At 74.3% G+C, this 14513-nt stretch carries 13 protein-coding genes; 7 read left to right on the plus strand and 6 right to left on the minus strand.

Annotated elements, in window-relative coordinates:
* Positions 1–10: 10 nt before the first annotated feature.
* Complete coding sequence (locus AB0398_RS28750; protein WP_366378552.1) at positions 11–1792, plus strand: cation acetate symporter; 1782 nt, start codon at positions 11–13, stop codon at positions 1790–1792.
* The gene (locus AB0398_RS28755; protein ID WP_366378553.1) at positions 1789–2991 is read left to right on the plus strand and encodes a histidine kinase; all 1203 of its coding nucleotides are present in this window, start codon (positions 1789–1791) and stop codon (positions 2989–2991) included. Before AB0398_RS28750 ends, AB0398_RS28755 begins: the two co-directional genes overlap by 4 nt.
* 20 nt (positions 2992–3011) lie before the next feature.
* On the opposite strand, the gene AB0398_RS28760 is transcribed toward AB0398_RS28755, so the two are convergent.
* Together AB0398_RS28760 and AB0398_RS28765 are read right to left on the minus strand one after the other, a co-directional pair.
* On the minus strand, positions 3012–3503 hold the full coding sequence (locus AB0398_RS28760; protein WP_366378554.1) for a hypothetical protein: 492 nt from the start codon (positions 3501–3503) through the stop codon (positions 3012–3014).
* A 222-nt stretch (positions 3504–3725) separates the two neighbouring features.
* Positions 3726–4271 (minus strand): sigma-70 family RNA polymerase sigma factor, encoded by a 546-nt coding sequence (locus AB0398_RS28765; protein WP_366378555.1) that lies wholly within the window; start codon positions 4269–4271, stop codon positions 3726–3728.
* A gap of 259 nt (positions 4272–4530) precedes the next feature.
* On the opposite strand from AB0398_RS28765, the gene AB0398_RS28770 reads away from it, so the two are divergent.
* Together AB0398_RS28770 and AB0398_RS28775 are read left to right on the plus strand one after the other, a co-directional pair.
* Positions 4531–5766 carry a CapA family protein gene (locus AB0398_RS28770; protein ID WP_366378556.1) on the plus strand — a complete coding sequence of 412 codons (1236 nt, stop codon included), beginning with the start codon at positions 4531–4533 and terminating at the stop codon, positions 5764–5766.
* Positions 5767–5894: 128 nt separating this feature from the next.
* On the plus strand, positions 5895–6761 hold the full coding sequence (locus tag AB0398_RS28775) for a polysaccharide deacetylase family protein (protein WP_366378557.1): 867 nt from the start codon (positions 5895–5897) through the stop codon (positions 6759–6761).
* A gap of 63 nt (positions 6762–6824) precedes the next feature.
* On the opposite strand, the gene AB0398_RS28780 is transcribed toward AB0398_RS28775, so the two are convergent.
* The gene (locus AB0398_RS28780) at positions 6825–7487 is read right to left on the minus strand and encodes a class F sortase (RefSeq protein WP_366378558.1); all 663 of its coding nucleotides are present in this window, start codon (positions 7485–7487) and stop codon (positions 6825–6827) included.
* Between the two features lie 429 nt (positions 7488–7916).
* On the opposite strand from AB0398_RS28780, the gene AB0398_RS28785 reads away from it, so the two are divergent.
* Complete coding sequence (locus tag AB0398_RS28785; RefSeq protein ID WP_366378559.1) at positions 7917–8600, plus strand: hypothetical protein; 684 nt, start codon at positions 7917–7919, stop codon at positions 8598–8600.
* 133 nt (positions 8601–8733) lie between these two features.
* Here AB0398_RS28785 and AB0398_RS28790 read toward each other — a convergent pair whose 3' ends face one another.
* The 3 genes from AB0398_RS28790 to AB0398_RS28800 form a co-directional block, all read right to left on the minus strand.
* A complete protein-coding gene (locus AB0398_RS28790) occupies positions 8734–9300 on the minus strand; it encodes a hypothetical protein (protein ID WP_366378560.1) in 567 nt (188 codons plus the stop codon).
* Positions 9301–9466: 166 nt separating this feature from the next.
* Entirely contained in the window at positions 9467–10231 is a 765-nt protein-coding gene (locus tag AB0398_RS28795) for a hypothetical protein (RefSeq protein ID WP_366378561.1), read from the minus strand.
* A 61-nt stretch (positions 10232–10292) separates the two neighbouring features.
* Positions 10293–11006 (minus strand): hypothetical protein, encoded by a 714-nt coding sequence (locus AB0398_RS28800; protein WP_366378562.1) that lies wholly within the window; start codon positions 11004–11006, stop codon positions 10293–10295.
* A 531-nt stretch (positions 11007–11537) separates the two neighbouring features.
* On the opposite strand from AB0398_RS28800, the gene AB0398_RS28805 reads away from it, so the two are divergent.
* Together AB0398_RS28805 and AB0398_RS28810 are read left to right on the plus strand one after the other, a co-directional pair.
* Positions 11538–12350, plus strand: a complete 813-nt coding sequence (locus AB0398_RS28805) for an SAM-dependent methyltransferase (protein ID WP_366378563.1) — start codon at positions 11538–11540, stop codon at positions 12348–12350.
* The gene (locus AB0398_RS28810; RefSeq protein ID WP_366378564.1) at positions 12347–14512 is read left to right on the plus strand and encodes an EAL domain-containing protein; all 2166 of its coding nucleotides are present in this window, start codon (positions 12347–12349) and stop codon (positions 14510–14512) included. Before AB0398_RS28805 ends, AB0398_RS28810 begins: the two co-directional genes overlap by 4 nt.
* Position 14513: the final 1 nt, after the last annotated feature.

Genomic DNA, 14513 nt, shown 5'->3' on the forward strand with positions numbered 1-14513 from the left:
GGACGCCCGCGTGAACCAGACCCACGCGGTCGTCGCCGTCACCGCCGTCGTCCTCGCCACCGTCCTCATCGGCGCCCTCGGCCTGCGGATCTCCCGCACCACCTCCGACTTCTACGTCGCCTCCCGCACCGTCCGGCCGGGCCTCAACGCCGCCGCCATCAGCGGCGAGTACCTCTCCGCCGCCTCCTTCCTCGGCATCGCCGGACTCGTCCTCGTCCAGGGCCCCGCCATGCTCTGGTACCCGGTCGGCTACACCGCCGGCTACCTCGTCCTGCTCGTCCTCGTCGCCGCCCCGCTGCGCCGCTCCGGCGCGTACACGCTCTCCGACTTCGCCGAGGCCCGCCTCGAATCCCGGCGGGCCCGGCGGCTCGCCAGCCTCTTCGTCGTCGGCATCGGCTGGCTGTACCTGCTGCCGCAGCTCCAGGGCGCCGGGCTCACCCTGGAGATCCTCACCGGCGCCCCCGACTGGGTCGGCGGCCTGCTCGTCGCCCTCGTCGTCACCGGCACCGTCGCGGCGGGCGGCATGCGCAGCATCACCTTCGTCCAGGCCTTCCAGTACTGGCTGAAGCTGACCGCCCTGCTCGTCCCCGCCCTCTTCCTGCTCGCCGCCTGGTACGGGGACGGGGCGCCCCGCGCCCGCTTCGACGCCCCCGCCGTGCTGCGCGGCCACACCGTCGTCCGGGTCGCCGACACGGTACGGATCGGGCTCGACGCCCCGCTGACCGTCACCGTCACCGGCCGCGTCGACTCCGTCCCGTACACCGGACGGACCGTCACCCTCGGCCCCGGCACCCACCACGTCCTCGGCGGCACCACGCTCGCCTTCGCACCGGGCGCGGACCTCCCCGAGCGGGTGGCCGGCGGCGCCGACCCCCTCGGATGGTCCCAGCCGCTGGCCGGCGGACGCGACGGGCACCAGCTCTACGCCACGTACGGACTGATCCTCGCGACCTTCCTCGGCACCATGGGCCTGCCGCACGTCGCCGTCCGCTTCTACACCAGCCCGCACGGCCGCGCCGCCCGCCGCACCACCCTCGTCGTCCTCGGGCTCGTCGGCGCCTTCTACCTCCTGCCGCCGCTCTACGGCTTCCTCGGCCGGATCTACGCCCCCGAACTCGCCCTCACCGGCTCCGCCGACGCCGCCGTCCTCGTCCTGCCCGACCGGATCCTCGGCGGGCTCCCCGGCGACCTGCTCGGGGCGCTCCTCGCGGGCGGCGCCTTCGCCGCCTTCCTCTCCACCGCCTCCGGACTCACCATGTCCGTCGCCGGGGTCCTCACCCAGGACGTGCTGCCCTCCCGGGGCGTCCGGCACTTCCGGCTCGCGACCCTGCTCGCCACCGCCGTCCCGCTCGGCGTCGGGGTGGTCGCCTCCAAGGTGCCGGTCGCCGACGCCGTCGGCCTCGCCTTCGCGGTCTCCGCCTCCTCCTTCTGCCCGCTGCTCGTCCTCGGCATCTGGTGGCGGCGGCTCACCCCGCCCGGCGCCATGGCCGGGCTTCTGCTCGGCGGCGGCTCGGCCCTCGCCGCCGTCATGGCCACCCGCGCCGGACTCGCGCCCGGCGGCTGGCCGCACACCCTGATGGCCTGGCCCGCCGTCTGGTCGGTCCCGCTCGGCTTCCTCACCATGGTCCTCGTCTCCCTCGCCACCCCCCGCCGGATCCCGCCCGGCACCCCGGCGCTCCTCGCCCGCCTCCACCTCCCGGAGGAGATCGCCGCAGCCGTACCCGCCCAGGAGACCCGCCCGGACTCCCTTCCAGGGGCCCGCCCCGACTCCCGCCCCGGAGCGCGCCGATGAGCGGCATCGCCCTGGCCGCCGCGGTCGCCGTCGGGGCCGTACTGCTCGCCGCGGGCTTCGTCCTGGGCCGGTTCGCGGCCCGGCGCGAGGGTCGGGACGCCGACCTCGGCACGCCCGTCGAGCGGGCCACCTTCCACACCCTGCACACCGCCTCGCTCGCCGCGCCCCCGCTGCGCGCCGGGCTCACCGAGGAGACCGCCCGCCGGGCCGCCCGCACGCTCCGCTCGCTGCTCGGCACCGAGGCGCTCTGCCTCACCGACCGGGGCGCGGTCCTCGCCTGGGACGGACCCGGCGAGGACCACCACCGCGCGCACGTCCCCGCCCAGGCCGCCGAGACCCTGGAGACCGGCCGCAGCCGCTCCGCCGACTCCGGCTGCGCCGACCCGGCCTGCCCGCTGCGCTGGGCGGTGATCGCCCCGCTGACCGGCGAGGACGGGGTCCTCGGCGCGCTCGTCGCCTACGGCTCGCGGGAGTCGGCCGTCCTGGTGCGGGCCGCGACCGAGGTGGCCCGCTGGGTCTCCGTCCAGCTCGAACTGGCCGAGCTCGACCGCTCGCGCACCCGGATGGTGGAGGCCGAGATCAAGGCCCTGCGCGCCCAGATCTCCCCGCACTTCATCTTCAACTCCCTCGCCGCCATCGCCTCGTTCGTCCGCACCGACCCCGAGCGGGCCAGGGAACTCCTGCTGGAGTTCGCGGACTTCACCCGCTACTCCTTCCGCAGGCACGGCGAGTTCGCCCAGCTCGCCGACGAACTGCGCTCCGTCGAGCAGTACCTCGCGCTCGCCGGGGCGCGCTTCGGCGACCGGCTGAAGGTGACCCTCCGGATAGCGCCCGAGGTGCTGCCGGTGACCCTGCCGTTCCTCTGCCTCCAGCCGCTGGTGGAGAACGCGGTCAAGCACGGCCTCCAGGACCGCGAGAAGGGCTGCCGGGTCGTCATCGCCGCCCGGGACGAGGGCGCCGAGGCCGTGGTGACCGTCGAGGACGACGGCATCGGCATGGATCCGGAGCTGCTGCGCGCCGTCCTGCGCGGGGAGCACCCGGCGGGCTCCGGCATCGGCCTCTCCAACGTGGACGAGCGGCTGCGCCAGGTGTACGGGACGGAGTACGGCCTCGTCATCGAGACGGGCGTCGGCGCCGGGATGAAGGTGACGGTACGGGTCCCCAAGTACCGCCCCGGGGTGCACCCCTCGGCCCCGTGAGATCCGGCCGGGCGTCCCGGTCAGCGCAGGTGGAGCGAGAGGTGCGCGAGCGGCAGGCCCAGCTTCCAGGCGGGCAGCCAGACCTGCTCGGCCCCGTCTGCCGGACGGCCCGGATCGGCGTCCGTCCGGCCGTCGAGGTCGTCGGCCCGGATCCAGGTGTCCCGCAGCCGCCGCCACGCGGTCTCCGCGAGCGCCAGGTCGGGCCCCTCGCCGCCGCCCGCCCGCCGCCCGGCGAGCCGCTCCTCGACCCAGGGCGGCCAGGGGCGGTCGTACGCCGTGTGCCGCAGCCACTCGTCGATCCGGCCGGCGGGCGGCCGGTCCGGGTCCTCCGTGAGGTGGACGGTGAGGGCCAGGGCCTGGAGGCCGGCCCGGTACTCCAGCGAGCCGGGCGCCACGAGCGCGGCGGCCCGCAGCACCTCGTCGGCCAGGTACTCGGCGCACAGCCAGGACATCGGGACGGCGAGACCGCCGCCGCTCGTGCCGCCGGCGCCGTTCGTGCTCTCGGGCAGCAACGCTCCCACCTTCTCCCGGACATGACCGCGCGTGAGGGGCCGTGTGAGGGGCCCTGACAACGGGGCCCGGGGAGAGCCTCCTCCGTACGGGGCGCCCGCGGGTCCCGCTTTGCTCAACTCGCCCGAGTGGTTTCGGATACGTTCTCCGGCCGGATCGGTACGGGTGGGATTCCGGTCGCCGGAGGTGACGCGAGGGGCGCCGGGGGCGGACCGGGGCCCGGATCAGCGTCCCGACGCCGACGCGAGGCTCCGGCGCGGCCGGTAGCCGGGCAGCGACCGGCCGAGCTGCCGCAGGGCGTAGTGGGAGCGGGACTTGACGGTTCCGGCGGGGATGCCGAGCTCCACGGCGGCCTCGTTGACGGTGAGGCCGTGGAAGTAGAGCCGGACGAGCACCGCCCGGTGCTCGGGGCTCAGCTCCCGGACGGCCGCCCGCACGTCGAGCGCGGCGTCGGCGGACGCGGTGGCGTCGGCGGGGTCGGGCGTCACGGCCAGGACGCCGTCGCCGACCTCGGCGGGCCGGGCGAGGCGCGAGCGGCGCGCGTCGATGGCGAGGCGGCGGGCCACGGTGAAGAGCCAGGGGCGCATGGAGGCGTAGGGGCCGTCGAAGGCCTCCGGGTGCTGCCAGGCCCGTACGAGGGTCTCCTGCACGAGGTCCTCGGCCCGCTGCCGGTCCCCGTAGGTGAGGCCGAGCAGGAAGGAGAGCAGCGCGGGGCCGTGGTCCCGCTGCAACTCCTCCAGGGTCCGTTCGTCGGTCGTCGCCGTCGTCATGCTGCCCACCTCTCCCGCGGCTCGTCGTCGGCCCGTATACGAACGCATCCGGACGGCGGGGGACAGGGAACGGACAGCGGTCTGCGACGAACGGTCGCACCGAGCGGCGAATGGTACGGCGAACGGTCGTACGGAGTCGCCGCGTCCGTTTCGGTGGGGTTCGTGTCCGTGTACGGCCTCGACCCTTGACTGCGGCTTCTGCGCGATATCTGTTCATCGGAACAGATGCTTGTCATACGACCCGGGTGGAGTGCCGCACATGACCTCACGCACCAGGCCCGCGGGGGTGGCGGCGCTCGCCGCCGTCCTGCTCGCGGCGGCGACCGGCTGCACCGGCGGAATCGGCGCAGGCGGCGGGAGCGGTCCGGCCGCCGGCGACGCCACCCCGAAGGCCACCGCCCCGGGAGCCGCCGGACGGCCCACCGGCCCCTCCGCCGCCCCCGGCGCGGCCTCCGCACCCGCCGGATTCACCCTCGTGGCCTCCGGGGACGTCCTCCCGCACGACTCCGTCATCCGCAAGGCGGCCGAGGACTCCGCCGCCGGCGGCGGCTACGACTTCCCCCCCATGCTCGCCGGGGTGAAGTCCGTCGTCTCCGGCGCCGACCTCGCCATCTGCCACATGGAGACCGTGTACGGGAAGAAGGGCGGGCCCTACACCGGCTATCCCGCCTTCAAGTCCCCGCCCGAGGTCGCCGCCGGACTCAAGGCGACCGGGTACGACTCCTGCTCCACCGCCTCCAACCACACCCTCGACGACGGCGCCGCGGGCCTCGGCCGGACCCTCGACGTCCTCGACGCGGCCGGCATCCGCCACGCCGGATCTGCCCGCACCGCCGAGGAGGCGGCCCGGCCCACCCTGATGAAGGCGGGCGGCGCCACCGTCGCCCAGCTCGCCTACACCTACGACACCAACGGCTACCCGCTGCCCCAGGGACAGCCCTGGGCGGTCGCGCTGCTCGACGAGCGGCGGGTGATCACCGACGCGCGCGCGGCCCGCGCGGCCGGTGCCGACGTGGTCGTGGTCAGCGTCCACTGGGGCACCGAGTGGCAGACCGAGCCGGACGAGCGGCAGCTCTCCCTCGCCCGGACGCTGACCGCCTCGCGGACCGGCGGCCGCCCGGACGTCGACCTGATCCTCGGCACCCACGCCCACGTCCCGCAGGCCTACGAGAAGGTCAACGGCACCTGGGTGGTCTACGGGATGGGCGACCAGATCGCCGGCGACATGATCAACCACCAGGGCGTCCACGACCCGCGCGGCAACCAGGGCAGCATCGGCCGCTTCACCTTCGCCCCGCCCCGGACCCCCGGTGGGCGCTGGGAGGTCACCCGGGCCGAGTTCGTCCCCCAGTGGTTCGACACCGGGCGCGGCCGGGTGGTCAACCTCGGCGCCGACACCGGCGGGGACCCGCGCCTGGCCGCGATCCGCGACACGATCCGGCGGGTGGTCCTCGGCCGGGGCGCCGCCGGGGACGGCCTCGTGATGGGCAGGTAGGGCGGAGCAGGGGCTTCGACCACCCTTCGGAGCCATCCGCCCAACGGGTGTTTTCGGGCGGGCGGCCGGTGTCGGTGGGCCGCGCGGGACCTCATCCGTACGAACCATTGGTCATGAAAAAGGATCAGATGACTGGCGGGCGCCGAACGGTGCTGCGCCTCGCCGCCGCGCTCGGCGCCACCGCCACCGTCGGGGTCTTCGCTGCGGACCGGCTCACCGCGCCCGACCGGGCCACCGGCGCCGCGCCCCGGCACACCCCGGGGGCCGGGACCACCCCGGGGGCCGCGGGCCCGGCCGCCGGACCGGGGGCGGAGACCGCCCGGCTGAACCCGAACGCGTACCGCCTCCGGCCGATGACCGCCTACGCGCCCCCGGTGTACCGGCGCGCGCTGCCGCCCGTGCGGCAGCGGCCCTTCCTCAGCGTGGCCGGCGCCGGCCGCTCGATGGTGCTGACCTTCGACGACGGCCCCGACCCCCGCTACACCCCCGGCATCCTCGACGTCCTGCGCCGCCACGACTGCCGCGCGATGTTCTTCGTCTGCGGCGAGATGGCCGTCGAGAACCAGGACCTGCTGCGGCGGATGGCGGCGGAGGGGCACGTCGTCGGCAACCACTCCTGGTCCCACCCGCTGATCCCCAAGCTGCGGCCCTCCCGCATCCGCGACGAGCTGGGCTCCACCAGCGAGGTCGTCGAGCGGGCCCTCGGCACGGCCCCGCTCTGGTACCGCGCGCCCTACGGGGCCTGGAACCGGCACTCCTTCGAGATCGGCGCCGAACTCGGCATGGAGCCGCTCGCCTGGACCGTCGACACCCTCGACTGGAAGGAGCCCGGCACCGACTCCATCGTCCGCCGCGTCCTCGACGGAGCGGCCCCCGGCGTCGTCGTCCTCAACCACGACGCGGGCGGCGACCGCTCCCAGAGCGTGGCCGCGCTCCGCCGCTACCTGCCCGAACTCCTCGACGCCGGGTACCACATCACCGTTCCCCGGCGCTGACCGCCCGCGCGAGGAGGAGGGCCCGGCACCCCAGGTGCCGGGCCCTCCTCCGGTGACGCCGGGTCAGCGGGAGCCGACCATCCGGGCGTAGACGACGACGTTCCCGTCGTAGCCACGCGCGCGCGTGTACCCGCCGCCGCAGGTGATGACCCGCAGCTCCGGCGCGCCCGTGTCGGCGTAGACGTGCACGCCGGGGAAGTCGTCCTTCGCGTACACCTCGACGCCGTAGATCTCGAAGACCGCCACCCGGCCGTCGTACCGCTCGACCTCGACGTGCTGGCCCTTCTCCAGGGAGCCGAGGCCGTAGAAGACCGCCGGGCCCTGGGTGTTGTCGACGTGGCCGACGACGACGGCGGTCCCCCGCTGGCCGGGGGAGATGCCGTTCTGGTACCAGCCGGCGAGGTTGGCGTCCTGGGGCGGGGGCGCCGCCACCCAGCCGTCCGCGTCCAGGCCCACGTCCATGATCGGGGCCGCGACCCGGATCGCCGGGATCTTGATCCGGGAGGCCGGGGCGAAGGGCAGCGGCTCCAGACCGGTGGCCGAGGAGGGGGTCGCCGGGGCGGTCGGGAGCGCCGCCGGCCGGGCCGCCGCGGCGGGCTGCGGCGGCCCGGAGGCGGCGTCCACGCCGTTGCGCATCATCGCGAGCCCGGACAGCATGGCGAGGGCCAGGACACCCCAGGGTTGGAGTCTCCTGCGCTCGGAGACGCGGAAGTCCTTCGGGGGCATGGTTCTCCCTTCGTGGCGTCGTCAGAACGGTAAGGGCGCTTCCCCGGTCCGTCGCGCCGGACGGTCCGAACGGGTGGGGGCACGCCTCCGGGCGGGTGCCGGGGCGCGGGACGGCGGGCCCACGGCCGACGGAGGGCGCGGGACCGCCGGGCGGGCGGAGAACGGGGCCGCCGTGCGGGTGAGGGACGACCGCCCGGCGGGTGACGCCGGGCTGACCCATCCGAGTAATCGTCAGATAAGCGACCCGGAAGTCTCTGACCTGCGTGTACGACGCGTCCGACCCCTTCCGCCCCGGCGTGTCGCCTCACCGGAGTGGACCAGTGCCGACATGCGTGCTCCATCACGAATGGTGATGGTTCGTCATGGAAGGCGTACTCGTCGAAACTCCCGGAGCACCGCTTTGGGGCGTCTTCCACTGGAGGTTCAACCATGCGTGCTGCACGCACTCTGGCGGTGACCGCCACCGCGATCGCGGCGGTCGGCCTCGCGGCCCCCCTCGCCGCCGCCACCAACAGCCCGGGCAACGTCGTGCACGGTGGCTCGAACGGCCCGAACGACGGCCAGGGCGGTGGGAACGGCAACAACAACGGCGGCCAGGGCGGCGGGAACGGCAACAACGGCGGCCAAGGTGGTGGCAACGGCAACAACGGCGGCCAGGGCGGTGGCAACGGCAACCACGGCGGTCAGGGCGGTGGGAACGGCAACAACAACGGTCCCAGCAACGTCACCGTCAACCCCTTCGACGTCCACCCCGGCTCGACGCTCACCATCACCGCGCGCGGCTGCAACCGCGGCGGCACCGTGACGTCCAACGCCTTCCCGGAGACCACCCTCTCGGGCAACAACAACGGCGTCTCCACCGCCGTCGCCCGCGTCTACAACCACGCCACCCCGGGCAACTACAACCTGGCCGTCCGCTGCAACGGCAACTCCTCCGTCGTCACGCAGTCGTTCCGGGTCCTCCCGGGCCGCGGCGCACAGGGCGGCCTCGGCGGCTCGCTGGCCCCCAGCTCCACCGAGATGGCCCTCGGCGGCAGCCTCGTCGCCGCGGCCGCGCTCGGCGGCGGCCTCTTCGTCGCCCGCCGTCGCCGTGTGACCGGCGCGGGGATCTGACGGACGAACCTCCCGGCCGGCCCATCGCGCCCGTCGCCCCCGGGTCCTGACGAGGACCCGGGGGCGACGGGCGTTCGGGAGGGCGGAGAAGGGAACGCCCGCGTGTCGCCGCGATCCGCGCCACGCCGCCGCCTCAGTGGCGTCGGGACTCGGCGGTGCGGCGGCGCACCACGTAGAAGACGCCGCCCGCGGCGGCCAGGACGAGAGCCCCGCCCGCGGCCAGTTCGACGGGGCCGACCCCGTCGTCCACCGAGCCGCCGAGACCGCCCTGGACACCCCGCGGGGTGGTGAGGATCGTGGAGCGGATCGTCGGGGTGGCGGTGGCCGTGGCACCGCCGGCGATCGTCAGGTCGACGGTGTCCTGGACGCCGCCCGTGCAGTTGAACGCGACCGTGTAGACGCTGCCGGGCCGCACGTCCAGGTCCACGGTGGCGGTCGCCGTCGACCCGGGGGCGATGACGGCGGTGTCGAAGACGCCGGCCGCGGCCGTCGCCGTGCTGGCGCAGCCGGGGGCGCTCAGGGTCACCCGGCCGCCGGGGGAGACGACCGAGGGCGAGACGACGAAATCGCCCGGGGCCTTGGCGCCCCGTGCTCGCGGGTTGGGTGCCGGGGCACCCTCCGTCGCGACGGCGAAGGGGGCGGCCAGGGCGAAGGCGGCCACCCCCAGCAGGGCAGTGGATGCGGCACGTATCGCGCGCATGGTGAATCCTCCGGGTCCCGAGGGGCAGCCGCGGGAGGGGGTTCCCGCGAAGGGCCTGCGTGCACCTCGATGCCCGAAACGCTAGGAGCGCGTCACCGGGCCCGCGATCCCAGAGGTGCGAACGGGTCACGCGTGTCCCCCGTGCGGCCCACCCGGGTGGCGCTCCTCACCCGTCGAGCCGCGGGAACAGGTCGGTGAACGGCGTGGCGGTGGCCGACATGCCCCGGCCGTACGGCGCGTCGAAGTCCCAGATGAGGAACAGCAGGAAGGCGATGAGGACGCTGAAGAGCCCGGCCAGCAGCAGTTCCCGCCCGGTCCTGCGGATCTGGAGCGTGAAGATCAGGCCGACGGTCACCAGGGCGCCGACGATCAGACCGAACCACACGACCCCGGGCATGGTCTCGCCCGCGTTCTGCCCGCGCGCGTTCCGGGCGTCGTCGGCGGCGGCCACCTGGTCCACCAGCGGCTGGTACGCCTGCCCCTCGAAGTCGTTCGCCGGTTGGTAGTCGGTGACGCTCCGCCGCACCTTCTCCAGGAGCGCGGTGCCCTCGTCGCTCAGCTCCCCGGTCTCGGACATGTGCTTCCACTCGTCGTCGACCACGTGGGAGACGTACGCGTCGACGTCGGCGCGGATGCGGTCGCGGACCTCCCGCGGATACACCTCGGCGCGGGCCGAGATCTCGTGCAGCGCCTGGGCCTCCTGCCGCACGGTCTCCTGGGCGGCCCCCCGCGCCTCCCAGACGCCGGCGATGGCCAGGCCGAGGACGATGGCGTAGATCACGCCGATCATCATCGTCATGTACTCGATGACGTCCGGGGTCTCGCTGGGATCGTCGTCCTCGGGGATCCGGCGGTGGTTGATGACGACGATGGTGAGCACGACGGCGCAGGCCGCCGCCATCGCGAGGGACAGGACAAGCCATTCGGACACGGATTCCTCCGGTGGGATCGGTGGGATCGGCGGTTCGCCGAGCGGGGCGCGATCGGTGGGATCAGCGGGATCGGGAGCGCAGGATCGCGGTCGCCAGGACCGCCGGGGCGATGATCACCAGCGTCGTGGTGAGGACGGACGTGCCGCTCTTCGGCCGGGGCCGCGTGGCGGGGCGGTAGTGGGGGAGCGCGACGGGGGCGGCGGACGGGGGCTCCGGCCGCGCGGAGGGCGGGGGAGCGGCGGCGGACGTCGGCACGGGCTCCGGCGCCTCCGCGGCGGGCGGAGCGGGACGCGGTGCCGGCGGGGTGGTGCGCGGAACCGGCGTCCGTACGGGCGGTGGTGTCGTCCGTACGGGAGGCGGGGGCTGGGGCGGGGACGGGGTGGGCCGTACGGGAGGAGGCGGCGTCGGTACGGGCGGCGGCACCGTCGGGACGGGCTTCGGCGGCTTCGTGGTGGGCGGGAGCGTGGGGGTCGGCGTCGGAGTCGGGGTGGGGGTCGGAGTGGGCGTGGGCGACGGGCACGAGGGCGGCGGTGTGTGGGTGTGCGTCGGCGTGGGTGTCGGCTTGGGTTCGTGCGGGTGCGGGTGCGGGTGCGGGTGCGGGTGCGGGTGCGGGCACGCGTCCGACCCGGTGGACGCGACCGCGGTGTGCGTACCGCCGGGGCCGGTCACGGCGTGGGCGCAGGCGTCGGCGGAGGCGGGCGCGGGGGCGGCGAGCAGCCACACCAGCGCCAGGGCCGCCAGCGGCCGCGCGAGGAGTGATCCGTACAGAGACACGCCGTCGAGCTTGGTCGCGGGCGGCGTGCGCCGGGGCGGAATCCCGGCGGATTCGCCGGATGGAGGGGATCTCCCGAGGCGCGGACTTGACGTTCTATCGGACAGTAGGCGGATTCGGCGCAATGACCGGGTATCTCCGCGCACCGCGATTCACGAGGCGAACCGTTCTGGCCTTCGGAAGAAGAACTGTCCGGTTGTCGCCCTGTCGGACAGCGCGGTCGACGGGGCATCCTGCACCGGCGACAGGGCCCCGATCGCGGCAACACCCCAGCCAGGAAAGGGCTCTGAGTCCCGCACCGGGCGAAACGGGAACCGCGACCGGAGTCGGCGCACGATCATCTGCACGTGAATGTGCACGGTCCGAAGGCGTGAAGTCGGCGTTCCGCACGCACGTGCCAATGGCGTGTGACCAAGAACGGACCGCGAATTTCCGTTTCCACTCGCCCTCTTGGCGGGCGATCAGTAGCCTCACCTCGAACACCGGCCGCGAACACATGGCCGCATCCCCACGGCGACTTGTTGGAGACATTGATGGAGCGTCCCGCCTGGGCTCCGCCGGGTATCGACATTTCGGTGCCGAGCGTGTCCCGAATGTACGACTTCTACCTGGGCGGCTCGCACAATTTCGAGGTCGACCGGGAAGCGGCCCGCAAGGCGATGGAGTTCATGCCCGGCCTGCCCAAGATCATGCAGGCGAACCGGGCGTTCATGCGGCGCGCCGTCCGCCACGCCGTTGACAACGACGTCACCCAGTTCCTGGACATCGGCTCCGGCATACCCACCTTCGGCAACGTGCACGAGGTCGCCCGCGCCGCCGACCCGGCCGCGCGGATCGTCTACGTCGACCACGACCCGGTCGCCGTCGCCCACAGCCGCGCCGTCCTGGAGGGCGTCGAGAACACCGCCGTCGTCTCCGCCGACCTGCGCAAGCCGGCCGACATCCTGCGCAGCCCCGAGGTGGCCCGGCTCCTCGACCTGGAGCGGCCGGTGGCCCTCCTCCTCGTCGCCGTCCTCCACTTCCTGGAGGACCACGACCGCCCGTACGAGGCCGTCGCCGAGCTGATCGACGCCCTCGCGCCCGGCAGCCTCATGGTCCTCACCCACGCCTCGTACGAGGGCATCCCGTTCCTGGAGGAGCAGGCCGGCGGCACCGTCGGGGTCTACCGGAACATCCGCAACCCCCTGGTGATGCGGTCGGGCGCGGAGGTCGCCCGCTTCTTCGAGGGCACCGAGCTGATCGAGCCCGGCCTCGTCCCGCTGCCCGTCTGGCGACCGGAGAGTCCGGTCGAGGAGGAGGATCCCCATACCTTCTCCGGCCTCGCAGGGGTGGGGCGCAAGGCGTGAAGGTCCCGTCCCGGCCGGCCGGATCCGGCGCCGAGGCCGACGGCCCGGAGGACAGACTCAGGCGGTTCGTCACCATATGGAGCCGTGCGATCTTCCCGGTGACCGCCACGTCGCTCACCCGGACCGAGTTCGAGGGGCACCTGCTGCCGTTGGCCCGCACCCTGTGCGACGCCCTGCACGCCCGGCCCTTCGACACGGCACCGGCCCAGGGCGCCGGCGCGGCCCTGGTCGCCGCCCACTGCACCGACCCGGACGCGCTCGGCCGCAGCCTCGGCGTCGTCGACTCGTACCTGGTGCTCTACTGCGGTACGGAGTCGGACCTGCCGACCGAGGAGCTCCGGGCCCGCTGCGCCCGGCTCCAGCACGCCATGGCCGCCGGCTACGCCCAGGCACTGCGCGAGCGGACCCTCGCCGAGCAGGAGGCCATCGCCCGCTCCGCGCTCGCCGCCCGCACCGCCGCCGAGATCGCCCTGCACGCCACCGAGAGCCGCTTCCGCGCGGTCTTCGACGGGGCGGCCATCGGCATCGGCATCGCCGACCTCGACGGCAACCTCCTGGAGGTCAACGAGACCCTCACCCGCATGTTCGGCGGGATGGAGGGCCGGCTGCGCAGCCGCAAGGTCAGCGAATGGGTCCACCCGGAGGACGGACCGCACGTCTGGAAGCTGTACGAGGAGCTGGTCCGCGGCGAGCGGGAGCACTACCGGGTCGAGAAGCCGTACTACCGGGGTGACGGAACGGTTCTGTGGACCAACCTCACCGTCTCGCTCCTCCGGGACGCCGACGGCTGCCCCCAGTACCAGCTGGCCCTCCTGGAGGACACCACCGAGCGGCGCCTGCTCCATCTGCGCCTGCGGTACGAGGCCACCCACGACGCCCTCACCGGACTGCCCAACCGGACCCTGTTCTTCGAGCGCCTGGAGAAGGTGCTCGCCCCCGGCGACAACGCCCGCTTCGGCCTCTGCTACCTCGACCTCGACGGCTTCAAGGTCATCAACGACAGCCTCGGCCACTCCACCGGCGACCGGCTCCTCGTCGAGGTCGCGGACCGGCTGCAGAGCTGCGTCACCGGGGCCAACGAGATGGTCGCCCGGCTCGGCGGGGACGAGTTCGTCGCCCTCACCACCGGCGCCGGCGGCGAGCGCGACGTCACCGACCTCGCCGACCGCATCCTCGCCGCGCTCGCCACCCCGCTCCGCATCGACGGCCGCGAGCTGACCGTGCGCGGCAGCCTCGGCGTCGTCGAGGGGCCGGCGGGGGAACGGACCCCGGCCGAGGTGCTGCGCAGCGCCGACATCACCATGTACCGGGCCAAGTCGGCGGGCGGCAACCGCTTCGAGCTCGCCGACCCCGAGGCCGACGCCCGGGCCATCACCCGGCACGGGCTCACCACGGCCCTGCCGGCCGCCCTGGAGCGCGGCGAGTTCTTCATCGAGTACCAGCCGCTCGTCCACCTCGGCGACGGCAGCGTGCACGGCGCGGAGGCGCTCGTCCGCTGGTGCCACCCGCAGCACGGGGTGCTCGGACCCGACCGCTTCATCCCGCTCGCCGAGGACACCGGCCTCATCGTGCCGCTCGGCCGCTGGGTGCTCCAGGAGGCCGTGCGCCAGGCCCGCTTCTGGCAGATCCGGCACGCCGACGGCGGCCCGCTGCGCATCAACGTCAACCTCTCCCCGACGCAGCTCCACCACCCGCGCCTGGTCGCCGACACCGTCGACGTCCTGGAGCGGTCCGGGCTCGAACCGGGCGCACTCTGCCTGGAGGTGACCGAGTCGGCCCTGATCGGCGCCGACGAGGGCCTTCTGAAGCCGCTGCGGCAGCTCGCCGAGATGGGCGTCGACATAGCGCTCGACGACTTCGGCACCGGCTACTCGAACCTGGCCAACCTGCGGCGGCTCCCGGTGAGCGTCCTCAAGCTGGACCGTTCCTTCACCCGGGGCATGCAGCAGCACCCGGTGGACCCGGTCGACCTGAAGATCGTCGAGGGGATCGTCTCGCTCGCCCACAGCCTGGAGCTGGCGGTCACCGTCGAGGGCGTGGAGACGGGCGCGCAGGCGCGCCAGCTCCGGGAGCTCGGCTGCGACACGGCGCAGGGCTGGTACTACGCCCGCCCCGGCGCCCCGGACCGCATCCACTCCCTGCTCCTGGCGGACGCGGTGTGAC

This window comes from Streptomyces sp. NPDC086147, from assembly GCF_040702165.1.
GTDB lineage: Bacteria > Actinomycetota > Actinomycetes > Streptomycetales > Streptomycetaceae > Streptomyces.

Excerpts from the sequence above, each read along its gene's own strand:
- AB0398_RS28755 (WP_366378553.1), top strand. The coding sequence starts at position 1,789 with ATGAGCGGCATCGCCCTGGCCGCCGCGGTCGCCGTCGGGGCCGTACTG.
- AB0398_RS28765 (WP_366378555.1), bottom strand. The coding sequence starts at position 4,271 with ATGACGACGGCGACGACCGACGAACGGACCCTGGAGGAGTTGCAGCGG.
- AB0398_RS28770 (WP_366378556.1), top strand. The coding sequence starts at position 4,531 with ATGACCTCACGCACCAGGCCCGCGGGGGTGGCGGCGCTCGCCGCCGTC.
- AB0398_RS28775 (WP_366378557.1), top strand. The coding sequence starts at position 5,895 with ATGACTGGCGGGCGCCGAACGGTGCTGCGCCTCGCCGCCGCGCTCGGC.
- AB0398_RS28780 (WP_366378558.1), bottom strand. The coding sequence starts at position 7,487 with ATGCCCCCGAAGGACTTCCGCGTCTCCGAGCGCAGGAGACTCCAACCC.
- AB0398_RS28785 (WP_366378559.1), top strand. The coding sequence starts at position 7,917 with ATGCGTGCTGCACGCACTCTGGCGGTGACCGCCACCGCGATCGCGGCG.
- AB0398_RS28790 (WP_366378560.1), bottom strand. The coding sequence starts at position 9,300 with ATGCGCGCGATACGTGCCGCATCCACTGCCCTGCTGGGGGTGGCCGCC.
- AB0398_RS28805 (WP_366378563.1), top strand. The coding sequence starts at position 11,538 with ATGGAGCGTCCCGCCTGGGCTCCGCCGGGTATCGACATTTCGGTGCCG.